This is a genomic window from Vibrio sp. SCP2, from assembly GCF_059295395.1.
On the sequence record NZ_JCAFVV010000017.1, the window covers coordinates 27462 to 49677 of the forward strand.

The 22216-nt window shown below is 45.7% G+C and carries 23 protein-coding genes and 11 tRNA genes; 30 read left to right on the plus strand and 4 right to left on the minus strand.

From position 1 onward, the window contains the following. Nucleotides 1-127 precede the first annotated feature (127 nt). Entirely contained in the window at nucleotides 128-673 is a 546-nt protein-coding gene (orn, locus tag AC5O63_RS22105) for an oligoribonuclease (protein WP_494506265.1), read from the plus strand. A 40-nt stretch (nucleotides 674-713) separates the two neighbouring features. On the opposite strand, the gene AC5O63_RS22110 is transcribed toward orn, so the two are convergent. Next, complete coding sequence (locus AC5O63_RS22110) at nucleotides 714-1424, minus strand: hypothetical protein (protein WP_239846360.1); 711 nt, start codon at nucleotides 1422-1424, stop codon at nucleotides 714-716. A gap of 318 nt (nucleotides 1425-1742) precedes the next feature. Here AC5O63_RS22110 and AC5O63_RS22115 point away from each other — a divergent pair. The 11 genes from AC5O63_RS22115 to AC5O63_RS22165 all read left to right on the plus strand — a co-directional run bounded on the left by AC5O63_RS22115 (nucleotide 1743) and on the right by AC5O63_RS22165 (nucleotide 3073). Further along, a tRNA-Gly gene (locus tag AC5O63_RS22115) sits at nucleotides 1743-1818 on the plus strand. Nucleotides 1819-1860: 42 nt separating this feature from the next. Next, nucleotides 1861-1937: transfer RNA gene (locus AC5O63_RS22120), tRNA-Met, on the plus strand. A 110-nt stretch (nucleotides 1938-2047) separates the two neighbouring features. Then, nucleotides 2048-2123, plus strand: a tRNA-Gly gene (locus AC5O63_RS22125). A 41-nt stretch (nucleotides 2124-2164) separates the two neighbouring features. Next, nucleotides 2165-2241 (plus strand) — tRNA-Met (locus tag AC5O63_RS22130). A gap of 18 nt (nucleotides 2242-2259) precedes the next feature. Then, nucleotides 2260-2335, plus strand: a tRNA-Gly gene (locus AC5O63_RS22135). A 38-nt stretch (nucleotides 2336-2373) separates the two neighbouring features. Further along, nucleotides 2374-2450 (plus strand) — tRNA-Met (locus tag AC5O63_RS22140). Nucleotides 2451-2468: 18 nt separating this feature from the next. Next, nucleotides 2469-2544: transfer RNA gene (locus tag AC5O63_RS22145), tRNA-Gly, on the plus strand. A gap of 41 nt (nucleotides 2545-2585) precedes the next feature. After that, a tRNA-Met gene (locus AC5O63_RS22150) sits at nucleotides 2586-2662 on the plus strand. A 94-nt stretch (nucleotides 2663-2756) separates the two neighbouring features. Next, nucleotides 2757-2832 (plus strand) — tRNA-Gly (locus AC5O63_RS22155). Between the two features lie 36 nt (nucleotides 2833-2868). Beyond that, nucleotides 2869-2959, plus strand: a tRNA-Gly gene (locus tag AC5O63_RS22160). Between the two features lie 38 nt (nucleotides 2960-2997). Continuing rightward, nucleotides 2998-3073 (plus strand) — tRNA-Gly (locus AC5O63_RS22165). Nucleotides 3074-3694: 621 nt separating this feature from the next. Here AC5O63_RS22165 and queG read toward each other — a convergent pair. Further along, nucleotides 3695-4807 (minus strand): tRNA epoxyqueuosine(34) reductase QueG, encoded by a 1113-nt coding sequence (queG, locus tag AC5O63_RS22170; protein ID WP_494506266.1) that lies wholly within the window; start codon nucleotides 4805-4807, stop codon nucleotides 3695-3697. Between the two features lie 198 nt (nucleotides 4808-5005). Between queG and tsaE the strand changes: the two genes are divergently transcribed. The 9 genes from tsaE to AC5O63_RS22215 all read left to right on the plus strand — a co-directional run bounded on the left by tsaE (nucleotide 5006) and on the right by AC5O63_RS22215 (nucleotide 14361). Then, nucleotides 5006-5470: a tRNA (adenosine(37)-N6)-threonylcarbamoyltransferase complex ATPase subunit type 1 TsaE gene (gene tsaE / locus AC5O63_RS22175; protein ID WP_494506267.1), complete on the plus strand. Its 465-nt coding sequence runs from the start codon at nucleotides 5006-5008 to the stop codon at nucleotides 5468-5470. Further along, nucleotides 5464-7188 carry a LysM peptidoglycan-binding domain-containing protein gene (locus tag AC5O63_RS22180; RefSeq protein WP_004743156.1) on the plus strand — a complete coding sequence of 575 codons (1725 nt, stop codon included), beginning with the start codon at nucleotides 5464-5466 and terminating at the stop codon, nucleotides 7186-7188. The genes tsaE and AC5O63_RS22180 overlap by 7 nt, the downstream gene beginning before the upstream one ends. A gap of 14 nt (nucleotides 7189-7202) precedes the next feature. Further along, nucleotides 7203-9167, plus strand: coding sequence for a DNA mismatch repair endonuclease MutL (gene mutL, locus AC5O63_RS22185; RefSeq protein WP_494506268.1), 1965 nt, complete (start codon nucleotides 7203-7205; stop codon nucleotides 9165-9167). Continuing rightward, on the plus strand, nucleotides 9164-10114 hold the full coding sequence (gene miaA, locus AC5O63_RS22190) for a tRNA (adenosine(37)-N6)-dimethylallyltransferase MiaA (protein ID WP_494506269.1): 951 nt from the start codon (nucleotides 9164-9166) through the stop codon (nucleotides 10112-10114). Before mutL ends, miaA begins: the two co-directional genes overlap by 4 nt. Before the next feature lie 189 nt (nucleotides 10115-10303). Next, on the plus strand, nucleotides 10304-10567 hold the full coding sequence (gene hfq / locus AC5O63_RS22195) for an RNA chaperone Hfq (RefSeq protein WP_004743153.1): 264 nt from the start codon (nucleotides 10304-10306) through the stop codon (nucleotides 10565-10567). A gap of 40 nt (nucleotides 10568-10607) precedes the next feature. Next, nucleotides 10608-11897, plus strand: coding sequence for a ribosome rescue GTPase HflX (gene hflX / locus AC5O63_RS22200; protein ID WP_367939123.1), 1290 nt, complete (start codon nucleotides 10608-10610; stop codon nucleotides 11895-11897). A gap of 45 nt (nucleotides 11898-11942) precedes the next feature. Next, nucleotides 11943-13133 (plus strand): FtsH protease activity modulator HflK, encoded by a 1191-nt coding sequence (gene hflK / locus AC5O63_RS22205; RefSeq protein WP_004749061.1) that lies wholly within the window; start codon nucleotides 11943-11945, stop codon nucleotides 13131-13133. A 2-nt stretch (nucleotides 13134-13135) separates the two neighbouring features. Then, a complete protein-coding gene (hflC, locus tag AC5O63_RS22210) occupies nucleotides 13136-14113 on the plus strand; it encodes a protease modulator HflC (RefSeq protein WP_239854663.1) in 978 nt (325 codons plus the stop codon). 62 nt (nucleotides 14114-14175) lie between these two features. After that, nucleotides 14176-14361, plus strand: a complete 186-nt coding sequence (locus AC5O63_RS22215) for a DUF2065 domain-containing protein (protein WP_004743170.1) — start codon at nucleotides 14176-14178, stop codon at nucleotides 14359-14361. Between the two features lie 10 nt (nucleotides 14362-14371). On the opposite strand, the gene AC5O63_RS22220 is transcribed toward AC5O63_RS22215, so the two are convergent. Both AC5O63_RS22220 and AC5O63_RS22225 read right to left on the minus strand, forming a co-directional pair. After that, entirely contained in the window at nucleotides 14372-14599 is a 228-nt protein-coding gene (locus AC5O63_RS22220) for a SlyX family protein (RefSeq protein ID WP_004743171.1), read from the minus strand. Nucleotides 14600-14618: 19 nt separating this feature from the next. Beyond that, on the minus strand, nucleotides 14619-15599 hold the full coding sequence (locus tag AC5O63_RS22225) for a WD40 repeat domain-containing protein (protein ID WP_494506270.1): 981 nt from the start codon (nucleotides 15597-15599) through the stop codon (nucleotides 14619-14621). 130 nt (nucleotides 15600-15729) lie between these two features. Here AC5O63_RS22225 and fkpA point away from each other — a divergent pair, with 130 nt between their 5' ends. From fkpA to AC5O63_RS22270, 9 genes are all read left to right on the plus strand, one after another. After that, on the plus strand, nucleotides 15730-16518 hold the full coding sequence (gene fkpA, locus AC5O63_RS22230; RefSeq protein WP_004743173.1) for an FKBP-type peptidyl-prolyl cis-trans isomerase: 789 nt from the start codon (nucleotides 15730-15732) through the stop codon (nucleotides 16516-16518). Nucleotides 16519-16703: 185 nt separating this feature from the next. Continuing rightward, a complete protein-coding gene (locus tag AC5O63_RS22235) occupies nucleotides 16704-17426 on the plus strand; it encodes a helix-turn-helix transcriptional regulator (RefSeq protein WP_004743174.1) in 723 nt (240 codons plus the stop codon). After that, nucleotides 17423-17818, plus strand: coding sequence for a sulfurtransferase complex subunit TusD (gene tusD, locus AC5O63_RS22240; RefSeq protein ID WP_494506271.1), 396 nt, complete (start codon nucleotides 17423-17425; stop codon nucleotides 17816-17818). Before AC5O63_RS22235 ends, tusD begins: the two co-directional genes overlap by 4 nt. After that, a complete protein-coding gene (tusC, locus tag AC5O63_RS22245) occupies nucleotides 17815-18171 on the plus strand; it encodes a sulfurtransferase complex subunit TusC (protein ID WP_004743176.1) in 357 nt (118 codons plus the stop codon). Before tusD ends, tusC begins: the two co-directional genes overlap by 4 nt. A 7-nt stretch (nucleotides 18172-18178) precedes the next feature. Then, nucleotides 18179-18454 carry a sulfurtransferase complex subunit TusB gene (gene tusB / locus AC5O63_RS22250; RefSeq protein ID WP_494506272.1) on the plus strand — a complete coding sequence of 92 codons (276 nt, stop codon included), beginning with the start codon at nucleotides 18179-18181 and terminating at the stop codon, nucleotides 18452-18454. Between the two features lie 188 nt (nucleotides 18455-18642). After that, nucleotides 18643-19017, plus strand: coding sequence for a 30S ribosomal protein S12 (rpsL, locus tag AC5O63_RS22255; protein WP_004399892.1), 375 nt, complete (start codon nucleotides 18643-18645; stop codon nucleotides 19015-19017). 97 nt (nucleotides 19018-19114) lie between these two features. Further along, a complete protein-coding gene (gene rpsG / locus AC5O63_RS22260) occupies nucleotides 19115-19585 on the plus strand; it encodes a 30S ribosomal protein S7 (RefSeq protein WP_004415829.1) in 471 nt (156 codons plus the stop codon). 156 nt (nucleotides 19586-19741) lie between these two features. Continuing rightward, nucleotides 19742-21844 (plus strand): elongation factor G, encoded by a 2103-nt coding sequence (gene fusA, locus AC5O63_RS22265; protein WP_171326156.1) that lies wholly within the window; start codon nucleotides 19742-19744, stop codon nucleotides 21842-21844. Between the two features lie 150 nt (nucleotides 21845-21994). Continuing rightward, nucleotides 21995-22216 (plus strand): GTP-binding protein (locus tag AC5O63_RS22270; RefSeq protein ID WP_232950780.1); only part of this gene is annotated, 222 nt, incomplete at its 3' end.

Consider the following 22216-nt stretch of genomic DNA (forward strand, 5'->3'; position numbering starts at 1 on the left):
GTTTCTCTACTTCAGTTGATTAATTTATCGGGTGATACCTGTCTGACAGCGAGTATTTCAATCTATCTTGGGTATCGGAATTTGGGTATAGTACCTCTTTTAGCACAAAACCAATAGGCAACGATTTATGTCCTTTAGCGATCAAAATTTAATTTGGATTGATCTTGAGATGACAGGACTGGACCCAGAAACCCACAAAGTTATCGAAATCGCCACCATAGTGACTGATAGTGAATTGAATATTTTAGCTGAAGGACCTGTACTTGCCATTCATCAGCCAGAAGAAGAACTGGCTAAAATGGATGAGTGGTGCACAACCACGCATGCAGGTAGTGGTTTGGTTAAGCGTGTACGCGAAAGTAACATCGATGAGCAAGAAGCTATCCGCCAAACGATTGAGTTTTTAGAAAAATGGGTACCTAAAGGTAAATCGCCAATTTGTGGTAACAGTGTTGGTCAAGACAGACGTTTTTTGTACAAGCACATGGCCGAGCTTGAGCAGTATTTCCACTACCGCTACATTGATGTGAGTACGTTGAAAGAACTTACTCGTCGTTGGAAGCCTGAAGTACTCGATGGCTTTTCGAAAACAGGCAGTCACCTTGCGTTAGACGATATTCGAGAGTCGATAGCCGAACTTCAGTACTACCGTGAAACGATTATCTCAATTTAATCGACTTTAATAACGCCAGCGCATTCGCTGGCGTTTTTGTTTATGGCACGGGGAGGAAAGCAAACTGAGCTACACCATGGACTACCTTGGTAATCCCTCGATTTGTTTTGTCTGCAACGATGAGTGCCATCATATCTTGAATCATGACCATCTTAGTGAATCGGCGGTCAAAGCTGATATCACCGCCATCTTCATCGGTATCATTACTGTAAATCAGCGGGTTCCCATACTGGTCTTTGCGATGATAGAGTCGCCACACGAAGATCTCTATGTTTCGCGCACTGTTATATAAAGACTGCTCATCTAATGAATCGATGATAAAAAACTCTTGCTGGTGGTTGTATGAACGGCGCAGCATCTCTGATAGGCCGACGATAGCGGCAAATACTCGGTCTCCCTGAAAATTCTCATCAAAACTTAGCAAGATTGCATCAATTCCAGTGACGCCATTAAGCTCATCAAAAACTAAAGAGGGAAGTTCGATACTCTCTTCAGAACCAAAAATCTGGGTAATGCGACTTTCTATGGTTGCTTGCGGGTTCTTATGCAGTTGAATTGGATTGCGGACGTAGAGTTTTCGTGTCAGCTCCACCATCTGTATCTTTAGCTGTCTCGCATGGACATCCATAACAAAATCAACGTCACTTTTGCCGAGATTACGCATGGGTTTAGGCATAGAGCCACAACCAACAATTAGCGTAGCGACAAATAAGGGTATGAGCGTTCGAAAAACAATCCTTTGCAACGACATGGACACTGAACCTTAACTAGGAGAAATCTTGTAACCATTGGAAAGAGGCTTTTATAGCCAATAGTTATATTAAAATTTGCATTCATCAGCGACATTAAGTCACCAAAATGCAGGTCAATATCCCAATTTGAGCGTAGGTGAGGTTACTTTTGTGTTATTTAACGAAATGCATTTCGTTTAAATTTCAAGCTGTTTTGATGATTGATGTGCGCTTTTCATCCAAACAGGAAAAAAATGGATTTTTTTTGCATGAAGGACTTGCATCACAAAAAAATGCTCTTATAATTCGCAGCCCTGAACGACGGAAACGTTGTTGATGCGACACTAGCTCAGTTGGTAGAGCGCAACCTTGCCAAGGTTGAGGTCACGAGTTCGAACCTCGTGTGTCGCTCCAGTTAAAAAGTCTTCATCGTACTTAACGGTGACACAATACGGACGCGGGGTGGAGCAGCTTGGTAGCTCGTCGGGCTCATAACCCGAAGGTCGTCGGTTCAAATCCGGCCCCCGCAACCAAATTTTTAGGTGTTGTGATTCGCTAGCTCGTCGGGCTCAGCTATTCATAAAACTTCGCGAAGGTCATCGATTTATATCCGGCCTCGCAACCAATTCTCTTATGAGAATATGCGACACTAGCTCAGTTGGTAGAGCGCAACCTTGCCAAGGTTGAGGTCACGAGTTCGAACCTCGTGTGTCGCTCCAAATTTGAAGGCCTTCATCATGCCTTAAATGGTGAATACGGACGCGGGGTGGAGCAGCTTGGTAGCTCGTCGGGCTCATAACCCGAAGGTCGTCGGTTCAAATCCGGCCCCCGCAACCAATTCTCTTATGAGAATATGCGACACTAGCTCAGTTGGTAGAGCGCAACCTTGCCAAGGTTGAGGTCACGAGTTCGAACCTCGTGTGTCGCTCCAAATTTAAAGCTTTCATTGTGCTTAACAATGATTATGGACGCGGGATGGAGCAGCCTGGTAGCTCGTCGGGCTCATAACCCGAAGGTCGTCGGTTCAAATCCGGCTCCCGCAACCAATTCTCTTATGAGAATATGCGACACTAGCTCAGTTGGTAGAGCGCAACCTTGCCAAGGTTGAGGTCACGAGTTCGAACCTCGTGTGTCGCTCCAAATTTAAAGGCTTTCATCATGCCTTAAATGGTGAATACGGACGCGGGGTGGAGCAGCTTGGTAGCTCGTCGGGCTCATAACCCGAAGGTCGTCGGTTCAAATCCGGCCCCCGCAACCAAATTTTTAGGTGTTGTGATTCGCTAGCTCGTCGGGCTCAGCTATTCATAAAACCTCGCGAAGGTCATCGGTTTATATCCGGCCTCGCAACCAAAGCGACACTAGCTCAGTTGGTAGAGCGCAACCTTGCCAAGGTTGAGGTCACGAGTTCGAACCTCGTGTGTCGCTCCAAATTTATAGTTATCATCGTACTTAACGGTGAAGAATGCGGCACTAGCTCAGTTTATCGAGCGCAGCCTTACCAAGGTTGAGGTCACGCCTTTCTGTTTATGAATAGGGAACCTCGTGTGTCGCTCCAATTTGATAGCCTTCATCGTGCTTAACGGTGACAAAGATGCGACACTAGCTCAGTTGGTAGAGCGCAACCTTGCCAAGGTTGAGGTCACGAGTTCGAACCTCGTGTGTCGCTCCAAATTTTAGGAAGCTTGGCGTACACGAGGAACCTCGTGACTGAATCCAGCCGAGACGCTCCAAATCTCCTTCAAATGAATTTCATTTGAATTTCATTTGAATAGACCTCACGGTCACCGCTCTTTAGCTAATGCTGCGAAGCATGAACCCCAAATCAGTAAAAAGTCCTCCTAGTTTTTAGGTGGGCATTTTTATGTCTCAATATTAAATCTCAGCACGAGATGTGCTCAGTCAGAATCAATAGCAAGCATTATGTGAGCTAGGGTTTGGCATGTTAGTCAACAGACTTATCCACAGATATCTAGTTGTGGATAACTTGGTGGGTAACCTGATTTTTATTCATGTATAACGCTTGACTAAAACGATCTTTTTGTTTTTGAAACTTTCCTACCTAACTCTAGATTTAATTTAACTTGTTGATTTTTAAGTTGTTTTTATGTTTTACCTAGCTTGGGTTAGTAGGTATTTACGATCATTAAGTCACTGTTTTTTGATCCTAGTCATTTCTTGCCACTGTGATTAACTTCTCTATCTGTAAGAAAATGAGTAATCGTTCTTTCTTTTTTCCACATTTTGGTTTTTGGAGCTAGGTCAAACTCTGAGTGGCTAAGTTCGGCAAGCATTATGCATCGCGTGGTAAGCCTTTTTCGACAATTCTAATCAACCTATTTAGCTTAGTTGATTGTGTTGGGGTTTGAGCGTGTTGTTGTTCTAGAGCCCATTGAATATGTACATCTAAAGTCTCACTCAGGCCGAGGCGACTTTCTAGCGCTTCAATGATGTTGATGGAGTAGGGAGCATTTCCCATTGCGACCGACAGATTTCTTAACCATTGTAAATGTCCGATACGGCGAATAGCTGAACCTTCCATATTTTTTAAGAAAGTCGCTTCATCCCATTTAAATAGCTCAACGAGATTCGCATTGGTCAATGCCTCTCTACGGTGAAAGTCTGGCTGATCGGTTAAATCTGAGAAGCGGTTCCAAGGACAAACAAGTTGGCAGTCGTCACAGCCATAGATTCTGTTGCCCATGGCTTTGCGAAACTCTTCTGGGATGACGCCGTCGAATTCAATGGTTAAGTAGGAGATACAGCGCCTTGCGTCGACAATACCATTATCTACGATGGCTTGCGTCGGGCATGAGGTAATACAAGCTTTGCATTTGCCACATGCATCAACACTGGGTTCGTCGACTGGAAGAGGAAGGTCTATCAGTAACTCACCAAGGAAAAACCATGAACCACACTCTTTATCTAGAATAAGTGAATGTTTTCCAGTCCAGCCCAATCCGGCTTTCTGCGCCAAAGGCCTTTCAAGTATCGGTGCGGAATCAACAAAAGGTCGGTGGCCAAAACTGCCAACTTCTTGTTCTATTTTTTGCCCGAGCTTTTTTAGCTGGTTGCGGATTAACTTGTGATAATCACGCCCAAGAGAGTAACGACTTATATAGGCTTGAGTCGGATCTGATAGATTGGCAGCAAATTGCGCTTCAGGAGGCAGGTAGTTCATACGTACGCTAATGACACGGACAGTACCTGGTAGTAGTTCAGCAGGACGCGCTCTCATCATCCCGTGACGAGCCATCCAGTCCATTTCCCCGTGATAGCCTGCATCAAGCCATTTTTGTAGTTCAGCTTCATGCTCAGAGAGATCTACATCGCAGATGCCAACTTTTTGGAAGCCAAGTTCTTGGCCCCAAATTTTGATCTTGTCTGCGAGCTCTTGGTAGTTCATTCTGATTGCTCCGGGTAAAGGGGGCAGGATCTTAACGGATCTTATATGCAGGATCTAGCCAAGGAAAAGCGAAAAATGGCAAGAAATCGCTGATTTTTCGTTTTACTTACACAAGATCTCTTGTCTCTCAATTCCAACCCAGTTTACTATTCCTGTTCTTTTGATTTTTATATAGTCACAGCGTAGAGATTGATCTTCATGACCACCAAACAATTTGCCCTTAAAGATGACCAAGCAACGATTCAATTAGGGACAGCATTGGCACACTTGTGCTCTCAGCAAACCACCATCTACTTACACGGTGATTTGGGTGCAGGTAAAACGACATTTAGTCGTGGTTTTGTTCGCGCGCTTGGTCATGAAGGCAATGTGAAAAGCCCAACTTACACTCTTGTTGAACCTTATCAACTGGATCAGTGGCAGGTTTACCATTTTGATCTTTACCGTTTAGCGGATCCTGAAGAACTTGAGTTTATGGGGATCCGTGATTACTTCACTTCAGATGCTATCTGTCTGGTGGAGTGGCCTGAGAAAGGACAAGGTCTGCTGCCAGAAGCCGATCTGGATATTGATCTTCGTTATGACGGAGAGGCACGTGTTGTTGTACTGACGGCAAATAATCAGTACGGATGTCAATTATTAGAACAGTTGGAGTTATGTTGAAGAGTACTTTTATAAGAGCTGTTTTCTTTCCATTTCTTCTTGCTCTTACTCTTGCGCCCGGTTTTGCATTCGCAAACGCGCTAGAAGGGATTCGTGTTTGGCCTTCTCCTGATGAGACACGTGTTGTCATCGATCTTTCATCAGAAGCTGACTACAGCTATTTTACGCTCTCTAGTCCAGAGCGTTTAGTCGTTGATTTAAAGAAAACGTCTCTGAGCACTAAGCTGCCTATCAACATCACAGATAGTCCAGTCTTGAAAAAGATCCGTAAAAGCTCGCCGCCCAATAAAGGCACTTATCGTTTGGTGTTTGAGCTAAAACGGAAAGTAACTCCTCAACTGTTTAAGCTCGCACCCACTCCAGGTGGGCAGTATGGTCACCGTCTTGTGATCGATATGCCTCATGGTAGTCAGAAGAAAGCAACCTCAACTCCTGCGAAATCAAGCAGCTCAACAACAGTGAGCCGTGATGCTTCTCAATTGGCCGGAACGGCAGATATCGTGGTGGCGATTGACCCTGGCCATGGTGGCGAAGACCCTGGTTCTATTGGTCCGAGCAAAAAATATGAAAAGCATGCGACTTTAGCTATTTCCAAGAAGATCGTTGCCCAAATCAATGCTGTGCCGGGGATGAAAGCCGTACTGACCCGTGGCGGTGACTACTTTGTCAATTTAAACAAACGTTCCGAGATAGCTCGCCGTAACAAAGCACACTTGCTGGTTTCGATTCACGCCGATGGTTTCCATACGCCTCAACCGCGTGGTGGTTCAGTATTTGTCTTGAATACTCGTCGAGCAAACTCGGAGATAGCGCGTTGGGTAGAGAATCATGAGGAACAATCTCAACTACTAGGAGGGGCTGGAGAAGTCCTTTCAAAGAACAATAACGATAGGAATGTCAGTCAAACTCTGCTCGATCTACAGTTTAGCCACTCACAAAAAGAAGGTTATAAACTGGCAACGAAGATCCTGCGAGAAATGACACGAGCGGGTATCAAGCTGCACAAGAAAGATCCGGTTAACGCAAGCTTGGCAGTATTGAAGTCACCAGATATTCCTTCTGTACTCGTTGAGACAGGCTTTATTACTAACCCGACTGAAGAAAGGTTGTTGTTCCAGCGTAGTCACCAAGACAAACTGGCGCGCTCGCTTGCTAAGGCAATTGTCCAGTATTTTGAGGCAAACCCTCCGGAAGGCACTCTGTTTGCTAATCGCGGTAAAACCATCAAGCACAAAGTGGCACGCGGTGAGTCGCTGTCGTTGATAGCCAGCAAGTATGGCACATCGACAAAAGCGATTATGCAGACCAATAAGCTCAAGAGTACCAGTTTAGCCATTGGTCAGATCCTGACGATTCCGGGCTCAAGTAAGTCTATCTCGGTGCCACAAATTAAAAATCCAGTTGAAACTAAGACTCTGACTCACGTAGTACAGCGTGGCGAGTATCTAGGAAAGATCGCAGAGAAGTACAAAGTTTCGGTTGCTGCTATTAAGAAAGAAAATAAGCTCAAGTCCGATACACTAAAACTTGGGCAAAAGTTAAAGATTACTGTGAGTATGAAAGATCAACCACTGCGTAAGCACACAGTGAAGCGTGGTGAGTTCTTGGGCAAAATTGCCAGCAAGTATCAGGTCAGTGTGAACAACATTCGCAAAGCTAATAACTTACGTTCTGATCAGTTGGCGGTTGGTCAGGTGTTGATCATTCCCCACAACTAAAGTGAGTGCCAGACGTGACGATTAAGATCCTTCCTGCGCGCCTTGCCAACCAAATCGCGGCGGGTGAAGTGGTAGAAAGACCCGCTTCTGTAGTCAAAGAGTTGGTGGAAAATAGCTTAGACTCTGGCGCAACACGCATTGATATTGATATCGAGAAGGGCGGCGCCAAGCTGATCCGTGTGCGCGACAATGGCAAAGGGATCGTCAAAGATGAGTTAGGTCTGGCGTTAAGTCGACATGCCACGTCGAAGATTCACACCCTTGACGATCTGGAAGCGATCATTAGCTTAGGCTTTCGTGGTGAAGCCTTAGCGAGTATCAGTTCTGTTGCTCGTTTAACCATGACCTCAAGACCCGCGACGCAAGAGCAAGCATGGTCAGCGTACAGTGAAGGTCGTGAGATGCTGGTTAAGCTTCAGCCTGCTGCCCATCCTATTGGTACCACGGTTGAAGTGCTTGATCTGTTCTTCAATACGCCAGCGAGGCGCAAGTTTCTACGTACAGAAAAAACCGAATTTACCCATATAGATGAGTTATTGAAACGGATTGCGCTGAGCCGCTTCGACGTTACGATCAATCTTAGACACAACGGTAAACTCATTAAACAGTATCGCGCGGCGAAAACTGAGGCACAGGCAGAAAAGCGGATTGCAGCTGTGTGTGGCAACGCCTTTGTGCGTAATATGCTTAAAATAGAGCTAGAGCATCAAGGGCTCAAACTGCATGGTTGGATCACCACGCCAGAGGGCGCTCGTCAGCAAAGCGATCTGCAATACTGTTACGTTAATGGTCGCATGATGCGTGACAAACTGATCAATCACGCGATTCGCCAAAGCTATGAGACTAGCCTTCGCCCCGATCAGTTTGCGACATATGTGCTCTTTATCGAACTCGATCCACATCAAGTCGATGTCAATGTGCATCCTGCCAAGCATGAAGTTCGCTTCCATCAAGCGCGTCTTGTGCATGACTTCATCTACCAAGCGCTGAGTGATGCCTTGGCTCAAAGTGCCCATATTGATAAGCCAGAGCAAACTGCGTCTGCATTCCATGTAGAACAGCCATCAATTCCAACGGATGAGCCAGAGCCCATTTCTGCACCTCGTGAAGTGGAAAGTCGTACGTCTCAACAAGAATATCGCGCAATTGAGTCAGTGCCCTCTTATCCTGGTAAAGCCGATTATGCCGAGAGTCGAGAGAGTGTGCGTGAAGCGCAGCCAAGAAATGAATGGCAAGAATCTCGCCCGCTAAACAAGCCAAGAGTCACTGAGCGCTATAGCGAACCTGCACCGAGTAAGCAGGAAGTGAAAGCCTATCAGGAATTACTCCAAACTCCGGAGATCGCAGAAGCGGAAAAAGCGCAAATCCCAACGGCAAAAATAATTTCAAATGAACAAGTTGACACTCAGGTTGTCGAATCGTTAGGAAAAGCAATCCATGTCGTACAAGGTCGATATCTTGTGATGGCAGATAAGCAAGGAACGCGTTTAGTTAACCTTGCTAAAGCAGAGTGGCTGAGGGTTAATGGTCAATTGTCGACGCGCGAAGGCAATTTAAAAAGCCAACCGTTATTGGTTCCTTTGTCGGTTAAGTTAGATGACGCTTTGCTGGAAGTTGCACAAGCGCTTCAGCCAACGCTCGATACATTCGGCATTGAGCTAAAAGCACGCGGTAATAAGGCGCTGATGGTTATGGGCGTGCCCCAACCTTTGAGGCAACAAAACTTGCAACAACTGGTGCCAGATCTGCTATCTTACGCGGTCTCGTGTCAAGCCGCTTCACAGCCGTTGTCACATACCCAGTTAGCAAAATGGCTTAGTGATCATATTACTCAGGTAAAAAGTGACTACACTTTGTCGGAAGCCATCCAGATCATTGCTGATGTAGAGCAATTGTGGCAAGGAAGACTTCCACTTAGTGACCAAACCTTTGTCAAGCCAGTAGATTTTTCTGCAACGATTGCAGCGTTAGAATTATGAACAACACAGAATTACCTTTAGCTCTATTTTTAATGGGGCCAACAGCGTCAGGAAAAACGGATCTTGCGATTCGTTTACGCCAGAAATTTCCAGTAGAGATCATTTCAGTTGATTCGGCACTGATCTACAAAGGAATGGATATTGGTACGGCAAAACCTGATGCCGAGGAACAAGCCCAAGCGCCACATCGCTTGATCGACATTCTTGATCCTAGTGAAGCCTATTCTGCTGCTGATTTTCGTCGTGATGCGCTGAATGAAATGAATAAAATTGTAGAGCAAGGCAAGATCCCACTCCTCGTCGGTGGCACCATGCTTTACTACAAAGCGTTACTGGAAGGGTTATCGCCACTACCAGCCGCAGATACTGAAATTCGCCAACAGATAGAGCAAGAAGCTTTAGCTTTAGGTTGGGATAAATTACACGATCAGTTAAAAGAGATTGATCCTGTCTCAGCAGAGCGAATCCACCCGAATGATCCACAAAGATTGTCTAGGGCATTGGAAGTTCATCGAATTTCAGGTAAAACTCTTACTGAGTTAACTCAAACTAAGGGCGAAAGCCTGCCGTATCGAGTTAAACAGTTTGCAATAGCTCCCAAGGAAAGGGCAGAGCTCCATCGCCGAATTGAGCTGCGCTACGAGAAGATGATCGAAGCGGGTTTTGAAGATGAAATGCGTGTGCTATATGCTCGCGATGATCTTCACCCAGATCTACCTTCAATTCGTTGTGTCGGTTATAGGCAGATGTGGGACTATTTGGATGGGAACTGCACGTTAGATGAAGCCATTTTTAAGGGCGTCTGTGCAACCCGTCAATTGGCCAAGCGACAAATCACCTGGTTACGCAGCTGGGATGATTTAACTTGGTTAGATAGTGAAAACATTGAACACGCGCTAGAAACTGTCTCAAATGCCATAGCATCTGAAGGTTTTAGCTGTGTATAATGTGATCGCTTTTGCGTGAATGTGCCCTGTAAAGGATCTGTTACTTGAAATTTCGCTTCAAAGCCGTCATAACAAGTAGCGACAGGGTGTTATTTTATTCGTTTAGCTCAGAGCAAAGGCCGCATCTTTTAATGCAGCGCACCACTAGCTAAATAACTAAAACAAAATTACAAAATAAGGAAAATAAAAATGGCTAAGGGGCAATCTCTACAAGACCCATTCTTAAATGCATTACGTCGCGAACGTATTCCAGTATCTATCTACCTTGTAAACGGAATTAAACTACAAGGTCAGATCGAATCATTTGATCAGTTTGTTATCTTGCTGAAAAACACTGTTAACCAAATGGTGTACAAGCACGCTATTTCTACGGTAGTTCCTGCTCGTCCAGTGAGCCACCACAGCGGTGATCGTCCTCAAGGTGATCGTCAGCAAGAGAAATCAGAAGATTAATTCTCTGAATTACCATATTTGTTTGTAAGGAGTTGATTGCTTGTTTGACCGTTATGAAGCCGGTGAGCGAGCCGTACTTGTTCATATCAACTTCACGCAAGAAGGGGAGTGGGAAGATCTCAGCGAGTTTGAGATGTTGGTCTCTTCAGCTGGCGTTTCTGCGTTACAAGTTGTAACTGGAAGTCGCCAGTCTCCGCACCCTAAATACTATGTCGGAGAGGGTAAGGCTCAAGAAATTGCGCAGGCTGTGCAGTTATCTGGCGCTGATATTGTGATTTTTAATCACGCCCTCTCTCCTGCCCAAGAACGTAACCTCGAACAGTTGTGTAAGTGCCGTGTGGTTGACCGTACTGGTTTGATCCTCGATATCTTTGCTCAACGCGCCCGAACTCATGAAGGTAAATTGCAGGTTGAGCTTGCTCAGCTTCGCCATATCTCAACCCGATTGATCCGTGGCTGGACGCACCTTGAAAGACAGAAAGGTGGTATCGGTTTACGTGGTCCAGGTGAAACTCAGTTAGAAACTGACCGACGTCTATTGCGTGATCGTATTAAAGCGATACTGCGCCGTTTAGAGAAAGTGGCTAAACAGCGTGAACAAGGTCGCCGTGCTCGAAATCGAGCGGAAATCCCGACTGTTTCCTTAGTGGGTTATACCAACGCAGGTAAGTCGACCCTATTTAACCGTATTACAGAAGCGGGCGTTTATGCCGCAGACCAATTGTTTGCCACACTAGACCCCACGTTACGTAAAATAGAGCTAGCGGATGTTGGCCCGGCAATCTTAGCCGATACGGTAGGGTTTATTCGTCACCTTCCGCACGATCTTGTTGCTGCATTTAAAGCAACACTGCAAGAAACTCAAGAAGCTGACATTTTGTTACATGTTGTAGATGCCAGCGACGACCGTTTTCGTGAGAATATTCAAGCTGTTCATGAAGTGCTAGAAGAGATCGATGCCCATGAGGTACCGACTCTGGTTGTCATGAACAAGATTGATAATCTAGAAGACCAGAAACCTCGTATAGAACGTGATGAGGAAGGAATTCCTCGCGCTGTTTGGGTTTCTGCTATGGAAGGCATAGGTATTGAACTGTTGTTTGATGCGTTGACGGAGCGTCTCGCGAGTCAAATGGTTCAGTATCAATTGCGAATCCCGCCACAACATCAAGGGCGAATTCGTAGTACATTCTTCCAGATGAAATGTATTCAACGAGAAGAATATGACCAGGAAGGTAACTTGTTGATTAATGTTCGCATGCAACAAGTGGATTGGTCTAGACTTGAAAAAAGAGAAGGGGCAGTTTTACGTGACTTTATAGTTACTTAAATGACTGCTACAGTATAACGTCATATCAAATGATGGAGCTTTCTAATGGCGTGGAATGAGCCTGGTAATAACAACGGCAACAATGGCCGCGATAATGACCCTTGGGGTAATAACAATCGTGGTAACAAAGGTGGCCGTGATCAAGGACCGCCAGACTTAGACGAAGTGTTTAATAAACTGAGTCAGAAACTGGGTGGAAAGTTTGGTGGTGGTAAAGGCGGTAAAGGATCGTCTATTGGCGGTGGCGGAGCACTAGGTTTTGGTGTTATCGCAGCAATCGCAATAGCAATTTGGTTCTTCGCTGGCTTTTACACTATCGGTGAAGCAGAGCGTGGCGTAGTGCTACGTCTCGGTAAATACGATCGCGTTGTCGATCCTGGTCTAAACTGGCGTCCGCGCTTCATTGATGAAGTGTCACCGGTTAACGTACAGGCGATTCGCTCACTGCGTTCATCAGGTCTAATGCTGACTAAAGATGAAAACGTAGTTACGGTTGCGATGGATGTTCAGTACCGTGTTGCTGACCCGTACAAATATCTATTCCGCGTAACCAACGCAGACGACAGCTTACGCCAAGCGACCGACTCTGCGCTTCGTGCAGTGATTGGTGACTCTCTGATGGATAGCATCCTGACGACGGGTCGTCAGCAAATTCGTCAAAGCACTCAGGAAACGTTAAATGAAATCGTAGACAGCTACGATATGGGTGTCGTCATTGTTGACGTCAACTTCCAGTCTGCACGTCCACCTGAGCAAGTTAAAGACGCATTCGATGATGCTATCGCAGCGCGTGAGGATGAAGAGCGTTTTGAGCGTGAAGCGGAAGCTTACCGTAACGATATTCTTCCAAAAGCGACGGGTCGAGCTGAGCGTTTGAAGAAAGAGGCACTGGGTTACTCTGAGCGCGTAGTGAATGAAGCACTTGGTCAAGTAGCGCAGTTTGAGAAGCTACTTCCTGAATACCAAGCAGCACCTGAAGTTACTCGTAATCGTCTATACCTAGACACGATGGAAGAAGTCTACAGTAGCACTTCTAAGGTTCTGATTGATTCTGAATCAAGTGGCAACCTGCTTTACTTACCAATCGATAAGTTAGCTGGTGAAGGTAAGACTCAAACCAAACGTAGCACGAAGTCTTCTTCTGCATACGATCAAATTGAGCTAGAAACTCAGACAAATGAGACAACTTCAGACTCGCAATCTCGTTCAACTGGTTCACGTCAAGGGAGATATTAAGAATGCGTAAGTTAATGATCCCTGTATTAGTCGTTACCATTGTTCTACTGCTAATGTCAGTATTCGTGATTCAAGAGGGTGAGCGTGGATTGGTGATTCGATTTGGTCGTGTTCTTGATGATAACGGCGTATCAAGAATCTACGAGCCAGGCTTGCATTTTAAGATGCCGCTATTCGATCGTGTGAAAACGCTAGATGCGCGTATCCAAACAATGGATAGCCGTTCTGACCGTTTCGTTACGTCTGAGAAAAAAGACGTGCTGATCGATACTTACGTTAAGTGGCGTATTTCAGACTTCGGTCGTTACTACCTAACCACTGGTGGTGGTAATACGTTGACAGCGGAAGCGCTACTTGAACGTAAAGTCACCGACGTACTACGTTCTGAAATTGGTGCTCGTGAGATCAAGCAGATTGTTTCTGGCCCGCGTAACAAAGATGTACTTCCTGACAGTGCAGACAGCGAAGAAGTGACAACTGAAGCAGCTTTAGAAGCGCTAGAAGTGGACGGTGAGCGTGACCAAATTATGGAGAACGTTCTTGTCGGCACTACAGATAGTGCAATGAAAGACTTGGGTGTAGAGATCGTTGATTTCCGTATGAAGAAAATCAACCTACCTGACGAAATCAGTGAGTCTATCTACCGCCGTATGAGAGCTGAGCGTGAATCTGTTGCGCGTAAGCACCGTTCTCAAGGTCGTGAGAAGGCAGAAGTTATTCGTGCACAAGCTGATCTAGAAGTGGCAACAGTTCTAGCAGAAGCAGACAAGACTGCACGTGTAACACGAGGTGAAGCGGATGCGAAATCTGCGAAAATCTACTCGGATGCTTACAACAAAGACCCAGAATTCTTTAGCTTTATGCGTTCTCTTAAAGCTTACGAGAAATCATTCAGCGATAAGAGCGATATCCTAGTATTGGATCCGAAGAGTGACTTCTTCCAGTACATGAATAACGCGACTGGCGCAGAAGCGAAGTAAATAAACTCTGATAGTATAAAGGCTCCTTAATGGAGCCTTTATTTTTTTATGGTAGGAAATCTATGTCGAACTCTTTATGGCTTGCCTTTGGCCTAGTACTTATTGTTGAAGGACTTGGCCCACTGATCGCTCCCAACGGTTGGCGCAATATGGTCGCGCAACTCAGTCAACAGCCGGACAATCAGTTACGTCGAATTGGTGGCTGTTTAGTGGTTGCTGGAGCCGTCATTGCCTATGTGTTTGGCTAGTTTGTAGAGCTTAGTAATGAGGTGGTGGCGGCTCATTGGCAGGGTTTTCCACGTTTGAGGTGTCCATGTTTTTCACTTTACCCACCACGTATTTCATTTGGTCCTGCATTTTTGAGATCAACAATTGCTGCTGACTAAGCGCATCGTTCAACTCTTCAATGGTCTGCTCTTGGAAAGCCAATTGACACTCTAGGTCATTCACGCGGCTTTCTAATTGTTCAACTCGCTTTTCTGTCATGGCTCACTGATCTTTGCTGTTAATAATCCACATCCCAAGCTTGGGCGATACCAGCCGATGTCCCCGAGATCACTCGGTTTTGGCTATCAAAGGCAGCATCATACACCACTGCGCGTGGAGGGCGAGTATCTTTTAGTGGTTCAGCTTCAAATCCATCAACTCGCTTACCCGTGTGAGTATCCCAGACCATGATACGGCTCGATGGAGTTCCGGTAACAAGGTATTGACCATCATCTGAAAAGCGAGCAGTTGAGAAAATCAGTTGGCGAGAGAAGCTGCGTAGTCGAGACATTTCTTCTCCAGTGGTGAGATCCCAGACAATCGCTTGGTTACCTCCGTCAGACGTGAAAGCATATTTACCATCGCGATGCAGGGCGACTCGGTTCACTCTCTGTTCATGTTCAAAGGTTTTTAATATCTGTCCGGTATTGGTATCCCACAGGTGTGCTTTGTAGTCATTACCGCCTGAGAGAGCAAACCGCCCGTTGGGAGAAAGGGCAACCGAATTGACTTTTTCATTGTGGGCAAGGAACTCTAAGCGGCGACCGGTGACTAAGTTGACGTAGATTGCTTTGCCATTGGATAGACCAAGCAGCACTTGACCGCCATTACTGGCAATATCAACATCGCGGATTAAGCCGTCGGAAATTGACCAAAGTCCTTCAGCTTGTGTCCAAGCCAGGTCCCAGACTGCGAAGTTGATCTGTGTCGCGGTAACCGCAAAGCGGCCATTATCTGAAATTCGGATACGTGAAACAGTACTGGATTGGGGATCTTGAGCGCCCAATGAAGCGAGCTCTTGGCTTTCATCCAGATCCCATAAAACAAGTTGGTGTTCTTTAGAGTAAAGAAGGGCGAAACGAGCATCGCGGCTTAATGCAAAGCTGGTGGTGCCTTTAGGTTCGATAGTCCATCGCTGGCTGTCTTGAGCGGAGAAAAAACACCCATTTAACGCTGTAATGACAATCGTGATGATTATTGAGTTAAAAATTATACGCATTAAGTCCAAATATCCGCTTGTTTACGTTTAATTAAGACGCATATTGGTTATATTGGTACAACATTCAAATGTGTACCAGTGTTTCTTAAAGATTTGTGCACAAAGACAAAAGTCTCAATTGGAGAGTTAAATGAAATCGATTTTTAAAGTGTCACTGCTTGCTGCAACTGTTGCACTCGCTGTTGGCTGTCAAAAAGAAGAAGAACCAAAAGCAGAAACAGCACCAGCGGCAGAGCAAGTGCAAGCAGAAACAGCTAAGACGGTTTCTTTTGCAACAGAAGATGACAAAGCGGCATACGCGATTGGTGTCTCTTTTGCTAACTACCTAAGCACTAGCCTAGACAAGCCAAACGAAATTGGCATCACGCTAAACAAAGATCTTGTTCTTAAAGGTATCGAGCACGTATTTGCCGGTAACCCAGAGCTTAACGAAGAAGAAACTCGCGCGGCACTAGAAGCACTAGACAAGCGTGTTGCTGAAACTATGCAAAAGCAAGCGGCTGAAAAAGCAGCGGCGGCTAAGCAAGAAGGTGCTGATTTCCGCGCTGAGTTTGAAAAGCAAGAAGGTGTTAAGAAGACTGACACTGGTCTACTTTACCAAGTAATGACCCCTGCTGAAGGTGAGCAACCAAAAGATACCGATACAGTTCAAGTTCATTACAAAGGTACGTTGATCGACGGTACTCAGTTTGATAGCTCATACGATCGTGGTGAACCAGCGACTTTCCCACTAAACCGCGTTATCCCAGGTTGGACAGAAGGCGTTCAACTAATGCCTGTGGGTTCTAAGTTCAAGTTTGTTATCCCACCAGAGCTTGCGTACGGTGAACAAGATACGCCAACGATTCCAGCTAACTCAACACTAGTATTTGAAGTTGAGCTGCTAAAAATCGATAACGGTGAAGAAGCGGTTCAGTAAGCCTTAATCACTGATTTTAAAAGGTCTGGTTTTTGCCAGGCCTTTTTTATTGCGAGAAATTGCACAATGTAATAAAGCAATTTTTTGTTCTAAATCACTAGATAGTGGGTTAGCTAGGTGTGCTTATCAAAATTTCTGATAAACTTACACCAATTTGTTGATTTTTCGCGCTAAGGCTTAAAGAAGTGACAACTACAGAAACAGTAAACACGGATATGTTGCTCGAAATGGAATCTGTCAATGTGATGCCATTTAGTGAGCATGACAAAATCATTCTGAGATCTTATGAAGCAGTCGTTGATGGCATTGCGAGCCTAATTGGCCCGTTTTGTGAAATCGTTCTGCACTCACTTGAAGATCTTAATACGTCGGCGATTAAAATTGCCAATGGTGAAAACACGGGTCGTCAGGTCGGTTCTCCGATCACAGACTTAGCATTGAAAATGCTACGTGACATCGAAGGCTCGGAAAGAAACTTCTCTCGTTCGTACTTTACTCGCGCGAAGGGCGGGGTACTGATGAAATCTATTACGGTAGCCATCCGTAATGGTGAGAATCGAGTTATTGGTCTGTTGTGTGTGAACGTCAATCTTGACGCACCTTTCTCGCAAGTATTGCAGTCATTTATGCCGACCGAAGAAGCAAAACAAGCGGCATCATCGGTTAACTTCGCTAGCGATGTTGAAGAACTCGTTGACCAAACCGTTGAACGCACCATTGAAGAAATCAATGCTGACAAATCGGTCTCGAACAATACTAAGAATCGTCAGATTGTGATGGAGCTATACGACAAAGGTATCTTTGACATTAAAGATGCAATTAACCGTGTCGCTGATCGTCTTAATATCTCTAAGCACACCGTTTACCTCTATATTCGTCAGCGTAAAACTGAGGATGACGAAAAGTGAGTGGTTTGACTTACACCTTGGTGGTGAATGGTCCCGTCTACGGCAGTCAGTCCGCGAGAAGCGCGTATCAGTTCGCGAAGGCGCTGATTGCGAAAGGGCATTCATTGGTTAGCGTGTTTTTCTATCAAGATGGTGTCACCAATGGCAGTGCGCTTACGGTGCCGGCCAATGATGAGTTTGACTTAGTCACGGCATGGCAAACCTTATCTACAGAGCACAATGTACGTTTGGAAACTTGTGTTGCGGCAGCCCTGCGTCGAGGTGTGGTGAGTCAAGATGAAGCTAGCCAGCATGGTTTGGCGCAAAGCAACTTAGCAGAAGGGTTTCATCAAGCAGGGCTTGGCAGTTTGGCTGAGGCGATGTTAGTTCAAGATCGAGTGGTACAGTTTTGAGTCAGCTAACTTATCTATTCCGTAGTGCACCCCATAGCTCGTCAGCAGGACGTGAAGGGGTTGATGCACTGCTTGCTGCTTCAGCGTACTGTGAAGACATTAGTGTCGTATTTATGGGCGATGGGGTATATCAACTGCTGCTTGGCCAGCAAACCGCGGAGATTCTTAGTAAAGACTACTCACCAATGCTGAAGCTCTTTGACCTTTACGACATCGAGCAAGTCTATGTATGTGAGACCTCGCTATTAGAAAGAGGGCTAGCGCAAGCTGACTTAGTCATTGCGGCTCAGCCACTTGATCCATTAGCGTTGAGTGCTCAACTTCATCAAGCAGATAAAGTCCTTACCTTTTAGGTGTTCTATGTTACATATCGTTAAAACGGTTCAAGCACTAGAAGATGTGAGCCGAGTGGCTACTGAAACAGACAAAGTACTGCTGGTGGAGCAAGCCGTCTATGCCGCAAACCCGCAGCACGCTGCTTTCCCTCGTGTGAAAGGACTCAATACATCTGTGCTAGAGGCAGATATTGAGGCACGTGGTATCGCCAATCGAATCAGCCCTTCGCTTGAGCGAGTGGACTTTGAAGGCTTTGTTGAACTGACCGCTGAGCAGCCCAATTCTGTTACGTGGGAATAGTTTCATTTCCCCACTATCCCGTGTCGTTTTCCTTTTACACTTATTTCGCCAAAATTGAGCAAAAAAGATCCGTATATTTCTTGACACACCTCTCACCTCTGAATAGAATTTTGCGTCCCTAAGTGCCACTGGCAGTTAGGGATAGATTTTTCACAAAGCTTACTTTCAAGTAAATCAGGAGCTAGTTAATGGCAACTATTAACCAGTTGGTACGTAAGCCTCGTGCAAAGCAAGTTGTTAAAAGCAACGTGCCTGCACTAGAAGCGTGTCCACAAAAACGTGGTGTATGTACTCGTGTTTACACTACTACACCTAAAAAACCTAACTCAGCACTTCGTAAAGTATGTCGTGTTCGTCTAACGAACGGCTTCGAAGTGACTTCGTACATCGGTGGTGAAGGTCACAACCTTCAAGAGCACTCAGTTGTTCTAATCCGTGGCGGTCGTGTAAAAGACCTTCCGGGTGTACGTTACCACACAGTTCGCGGCGCACTAGACTGTGCTGGCGTTAACGACCGTAAGCAAGGTCGTTCTAAGTACGGTGTTAAGCGTCCAAAATCTTAATGGTATCCGTTAAGTAAGGCCAAACACTAAATTATTTTTAATTTTTGAAGAAACTGAAAAGTTTTGGATAACCTGAAGAAGACAACGGAGAAAATCCATGCCACGTCGTCGCGTCATCGGTCAGCGTAAGATCCTTCCAGATCCAAAGTTCAAATCTGAACTGCTGGCAAAATTCGTTAACATCCTAATGGTTGACGGTAAGAAATCTACTGCAGAGAAAATTGTTTACACTGCACTAGATGCAATGGCTGAGAAATCTGGTAAAGATCACTTAGCTGTATTTGAAGAAGCTCTTGAAAATGTTCGCCCAGCGGTAGAGGTTAAATCTCGCCGTGTAGGTGGTTCAACTTACCAAGTACCTGTAGAAGTACGTCCGGTTCGCCGTAACGCACTTGCTATGCGTTGGTTGGTTGAAGCTGCGCGCAAGCGTGGTGAAAAATCTATGGCTCAACGCCTAGCTGCTGAAATGCTAGACGCGTCTGAGAACAAAGGTACTGCGGTTAAGAAACGTGAAGACGTTCACCGCATGGCTGACGCAAACAAAGCGTTCGCACATTACCGTTGGTAATACCTTTCAGTGCCGCGGGAACCCTCGCGGCGCTACTCTAGTTCCTATGCGCAAGCCTAGGAACTATTGCTATATCTAGGGCCTGTGAAAATTGGTCTATTATGGATAAAAACTGCCTAGAAATAGCAATAGTCCCTAATTCAAGAGGATTCAATCGTGGCTCGTAAAACACCTATTGAGCGCTACCGTAATATTGGTATCGTCGCTCACGTAGACGCAGGTAAAACAACCACAAGTGAACGTATTCTGTTCTATACTGGTCTTTCTCATAAAATCGGTGAAGTTCACGATGGCGCTGCTACCATGGACTGGATGGAGCAAGAGCAAGAGCGTGGTATCACAATCACCTCTGCGGCAACCACAACTTTCTGGCGTGGTATGGATGCACAATTCCAAGACCACCGCATCAACATTATCGATACTCCTGGACACGTTGATTTCACGATCGAAGTAGAGCGTTCACTGCGCGTACTTGATGGTGCCGTTGTTGTGTTCTGTGGTTCATCGGGTGTTGAACCTCAATCTGAAACTGTATGGCGTCAAGCTGACAAGTACCACGTTCCTCGTATGGTATTTGTTAACAAAATGGACCGTGCAGGTGCTGACTTCCTACGCGTTGTTGATCAAATCAAAAACCGTCTTGGTGCGAACCCTGTTCCTATCCAACTTAACGTTGGTGCGGAAGATGACTTCAAGGGTGTTATTGACCTAATCAAGATGAAAATGATCAACTGGAGTGAAGCTGACCAAGGTACAACCTTCACTTACGAAGAGATTCCAGCAGACATGCAAGAGCTTGCTGAAGAGTGGCACAACAACCTAGTTGAGTCAGCGGCAGAAGCTAGCGAAGAGCTAATGGACAAGTATCTTGAAGAAGGCGAACTAACGGAAGCTGAAATCAAGCAAGCACTGCGTACACGCACACTAAATAACGAAATCGTACTGGCCACTTGTGGTAGTGCGTTCAAGAACAAAGGTGTTCAAGCGGTACTCGATGCAGTGGTTGAATTCTTGCCATCGCCAATCGACGTTCCAGCGATTAAAGGTGTGGATGACAACGAGAAAGAAGTTGAACGTCATGCAGACGACAACGAACCGTTCTCAGCATTAGCATTCAAGATCGCAACTGACCCATTCGTAGGTACGCTGACCTTTATGCGTGTTTACTCTGGTGTGGTGAACTCTGGTGACGCAGTCTACAACTCTGTGAAGCAGAAGAAAGAACGCTTTGGTCGTATCGTACAGATGCACTCAAACAAGCGTGACGAAATTAAAGAAGTTCGCGCGGGCGATATTGCAGCAGCAATCGGCCTTAAAGACGTGACAACAGGCGATACGCTATGTGACCAGAACCACAAAGTGATTCTGGAACGCATGGAGTTCCCTGATCCGGTAATTCAGATCGCGGTAGAGCCTCGCTCTGTTGCCGATCAAGAGAAGATGGGTATTGCTCTAGGTAAACTAGCGGCAGAAGACCCATCATTCCGCGTAGAAACGGACGACGAAACAGGTCAGACACTGATCTCTGGTATGGGTGAGCTTCACCTAGATATCATCGTTGATCGTATGAAACGTGAATTCAGCGTTGACTGTAATGTTGGTAAACCTCAGGTTGCGTACCGTGAAACAATCCGTGGCAACGCGGAAGTGGAAGGTAAATTTGTACGTCAATCTGGTGGTCGTGGTCAGTATGGTCACGTATGGATCAAACTGGAGCCATCTGAACCTGGCGAAGGTTTTGTCTTTGTTGACGAAATTGTGGGTGGTGTTGTTCCTAAGGAATACATCAGCTCGGTAGCGAAAGGTATCGAAGAGCAAATGAACAGCGGTGTTCTAGCGGGTTATCCTGTACTAGATATTAAAGCCACTCTGTTTGATGGTTCTTACCACGATGTTGACTCTAACGAGATGGCGTTTAAGATCGCTGGCTCGATGGCATTCAAGAAGGGTTCATTAGAAGCACAGCCTGTTCTTCTTGAGCCAATGATGAATGTTGAAGTAACCACTCCTGAAGATTGGATGGGTGATGTTGTTGGTGACCTTAACCGCCGTCGCGGTATGATCGAAGGTATGGACGATGGTGTGGCTGGTATTAAGATCATCCGCGCTCAAGTACCACTATCTGAGATGTTTGGTTACGCAACTGATCTTCGCTCTGCAACTCAGGGCCGTGCGTCTTACTCTATGGAGTTTAACGAGTACGCTGAAGTACCGAAAAACTTTGCAGATAAAATCATGGCGGACCGTGGTTACGTATAAACGCCTTGAACTGAAAAAAAGTCTAGCTTTTTTTAAAGATCAATGCGTCCAAATATTGCGCTGACATGCGTTGGCGCATAAAATAGCAAATTCTGGCGCGTCTCGATCAATTCGGATCGTGGCGAATCATAACTAGGAAGGAACACGATCGTGTCTAAAGAAAAATTTGAACGTACTAAACCGCACGTTAACGTTGGTACTATCGGCCACGTTGACCACGGTAAAACAACTCTAACTGCTGCAATCTGTACTACTCTAGCTAAAGTGTACGGCGGTGAAGCGAAAGACTTCGCATCTATCGATAACGCTCCAGAAGAGCGTGAGCGCGGTATCACAATCGCAACTTCTCACGTTGAGTACGACACTCCAACT

What these genes read in the sequence shown, in the direction of transcription:
- orn (WP_494506265.1), top strand. Translation starts at nt 128, where the DNA reads ATGTCCTTTAGCGATCAAAATTTAATTTGGATTGATCTTGAGATGACA.
- AC5O63_RS22110 (WP_239846360.1), bottom strand. Translation starts at nt 1,424, where the DNA reads ATGTCGTTGCAAAGGATTGTTTTTCGAACGCTCATACCCTTATTTGTC.
- queG (WP_494506266.1), bottom strand. Translation starts at nt 4,807, where the DNA reads ATGAACTACCAAGAGCTCGCAGACAAGATCAAAATTTGGGGCCAAGAA.
- tsaE (WP_494506267.1), top strand. Translation starts at nt 5,006, where the DNA reads ATGACCACCAAACAATTTGCCCTTAAAGATGACCAAGCAACGATTCAA.
- AC5O63_RS22180 (WP_004743156.1), top strand. Translation starts at nt 5,464, where the DNA reads ATGTTGAAGAGTACTTTTATAAGAGCTGTTTTCTTTCCATTTCTTCTT.
- miaA (WP_494506269.1), top strand. Translation starts at nt 9,164, where the DNA reads ATGAACAACACAGAATTACCTTTAGCTCTATTTTTAATGGGGCCAACA.
- hfq (WP_004743153.1), top strand. Translation starts at nt 10,304, where the DNA reads ATGGCTAAGGGGCAATCTCTACAAGACCCATTCTTAAATGCATTACGT.
- hflK (WP_004749061.1), top strand. Translation starts at nt 11,943, where the DNA reads ATGGCGTGGAATGAGCCTGGTAATAACAACGGCAACAATGGCCGCGAT.
- hflC (WP_239854663.1), top strand. Translation starts at nt 13,136, where the DNA reads ATGCGTAAGTTAATGATCCCTGTATTAGTCGTTACCATTGTTCTACTG.
- AC5O63_RS22215 (WP_004743170.1), top strand. Translation starts at nt 14,176, where the DNA reads ATGTCGAACTCTTTATGGCTTGCCTTTGGCCTAGTACTTATTGTTGAA.
- AC5O63_RS22220 (WP_004743171.1), bottom strand. Translation starts at nt 14,599, where the DNA reads ATGACAGAAAAGCGAGTTGAACAATTAGAAAGCCGCGTGAATGACCTA.
- AC5O63_RS22225 (WP_494506270.1), bottom strand. Translation starts at nt 15,599, where the DNA reads ATGCGTATAATTTTTAACTCAATAATCATCACGATTGTCATTACAGCG.
- fkpA (WP_004743173.1), top strand. Translation starts at nt 15,730, where the DNA reads ATGAAATCGATTTTTAAAGTGTCACTGCTTGCTGCAACTGTTGCACTC.
- tusB (WP_494506272.1), top strand. Translation starts at nt 18,179, where the DNA reads ATGTTACATATCGTTAAAACGGTTCAAGCACTAGAAGATGTGAGCCGA.
- rpsL (WP_004399892.1), top strand. Translation starts at nt 18,643, where the DNA reads ATGGCAACTATTAACCAGTTGGTACGTAAGCCTCGTGCAAAGCAAGTT.
- rpsG (WP_004415829.1), top strand. Translation starts at nt 19,115, where the DNA reads ATGCCACGTCGTCGCGTCATCGGTCAGCGTAAGATCCTTCCAGATCCA.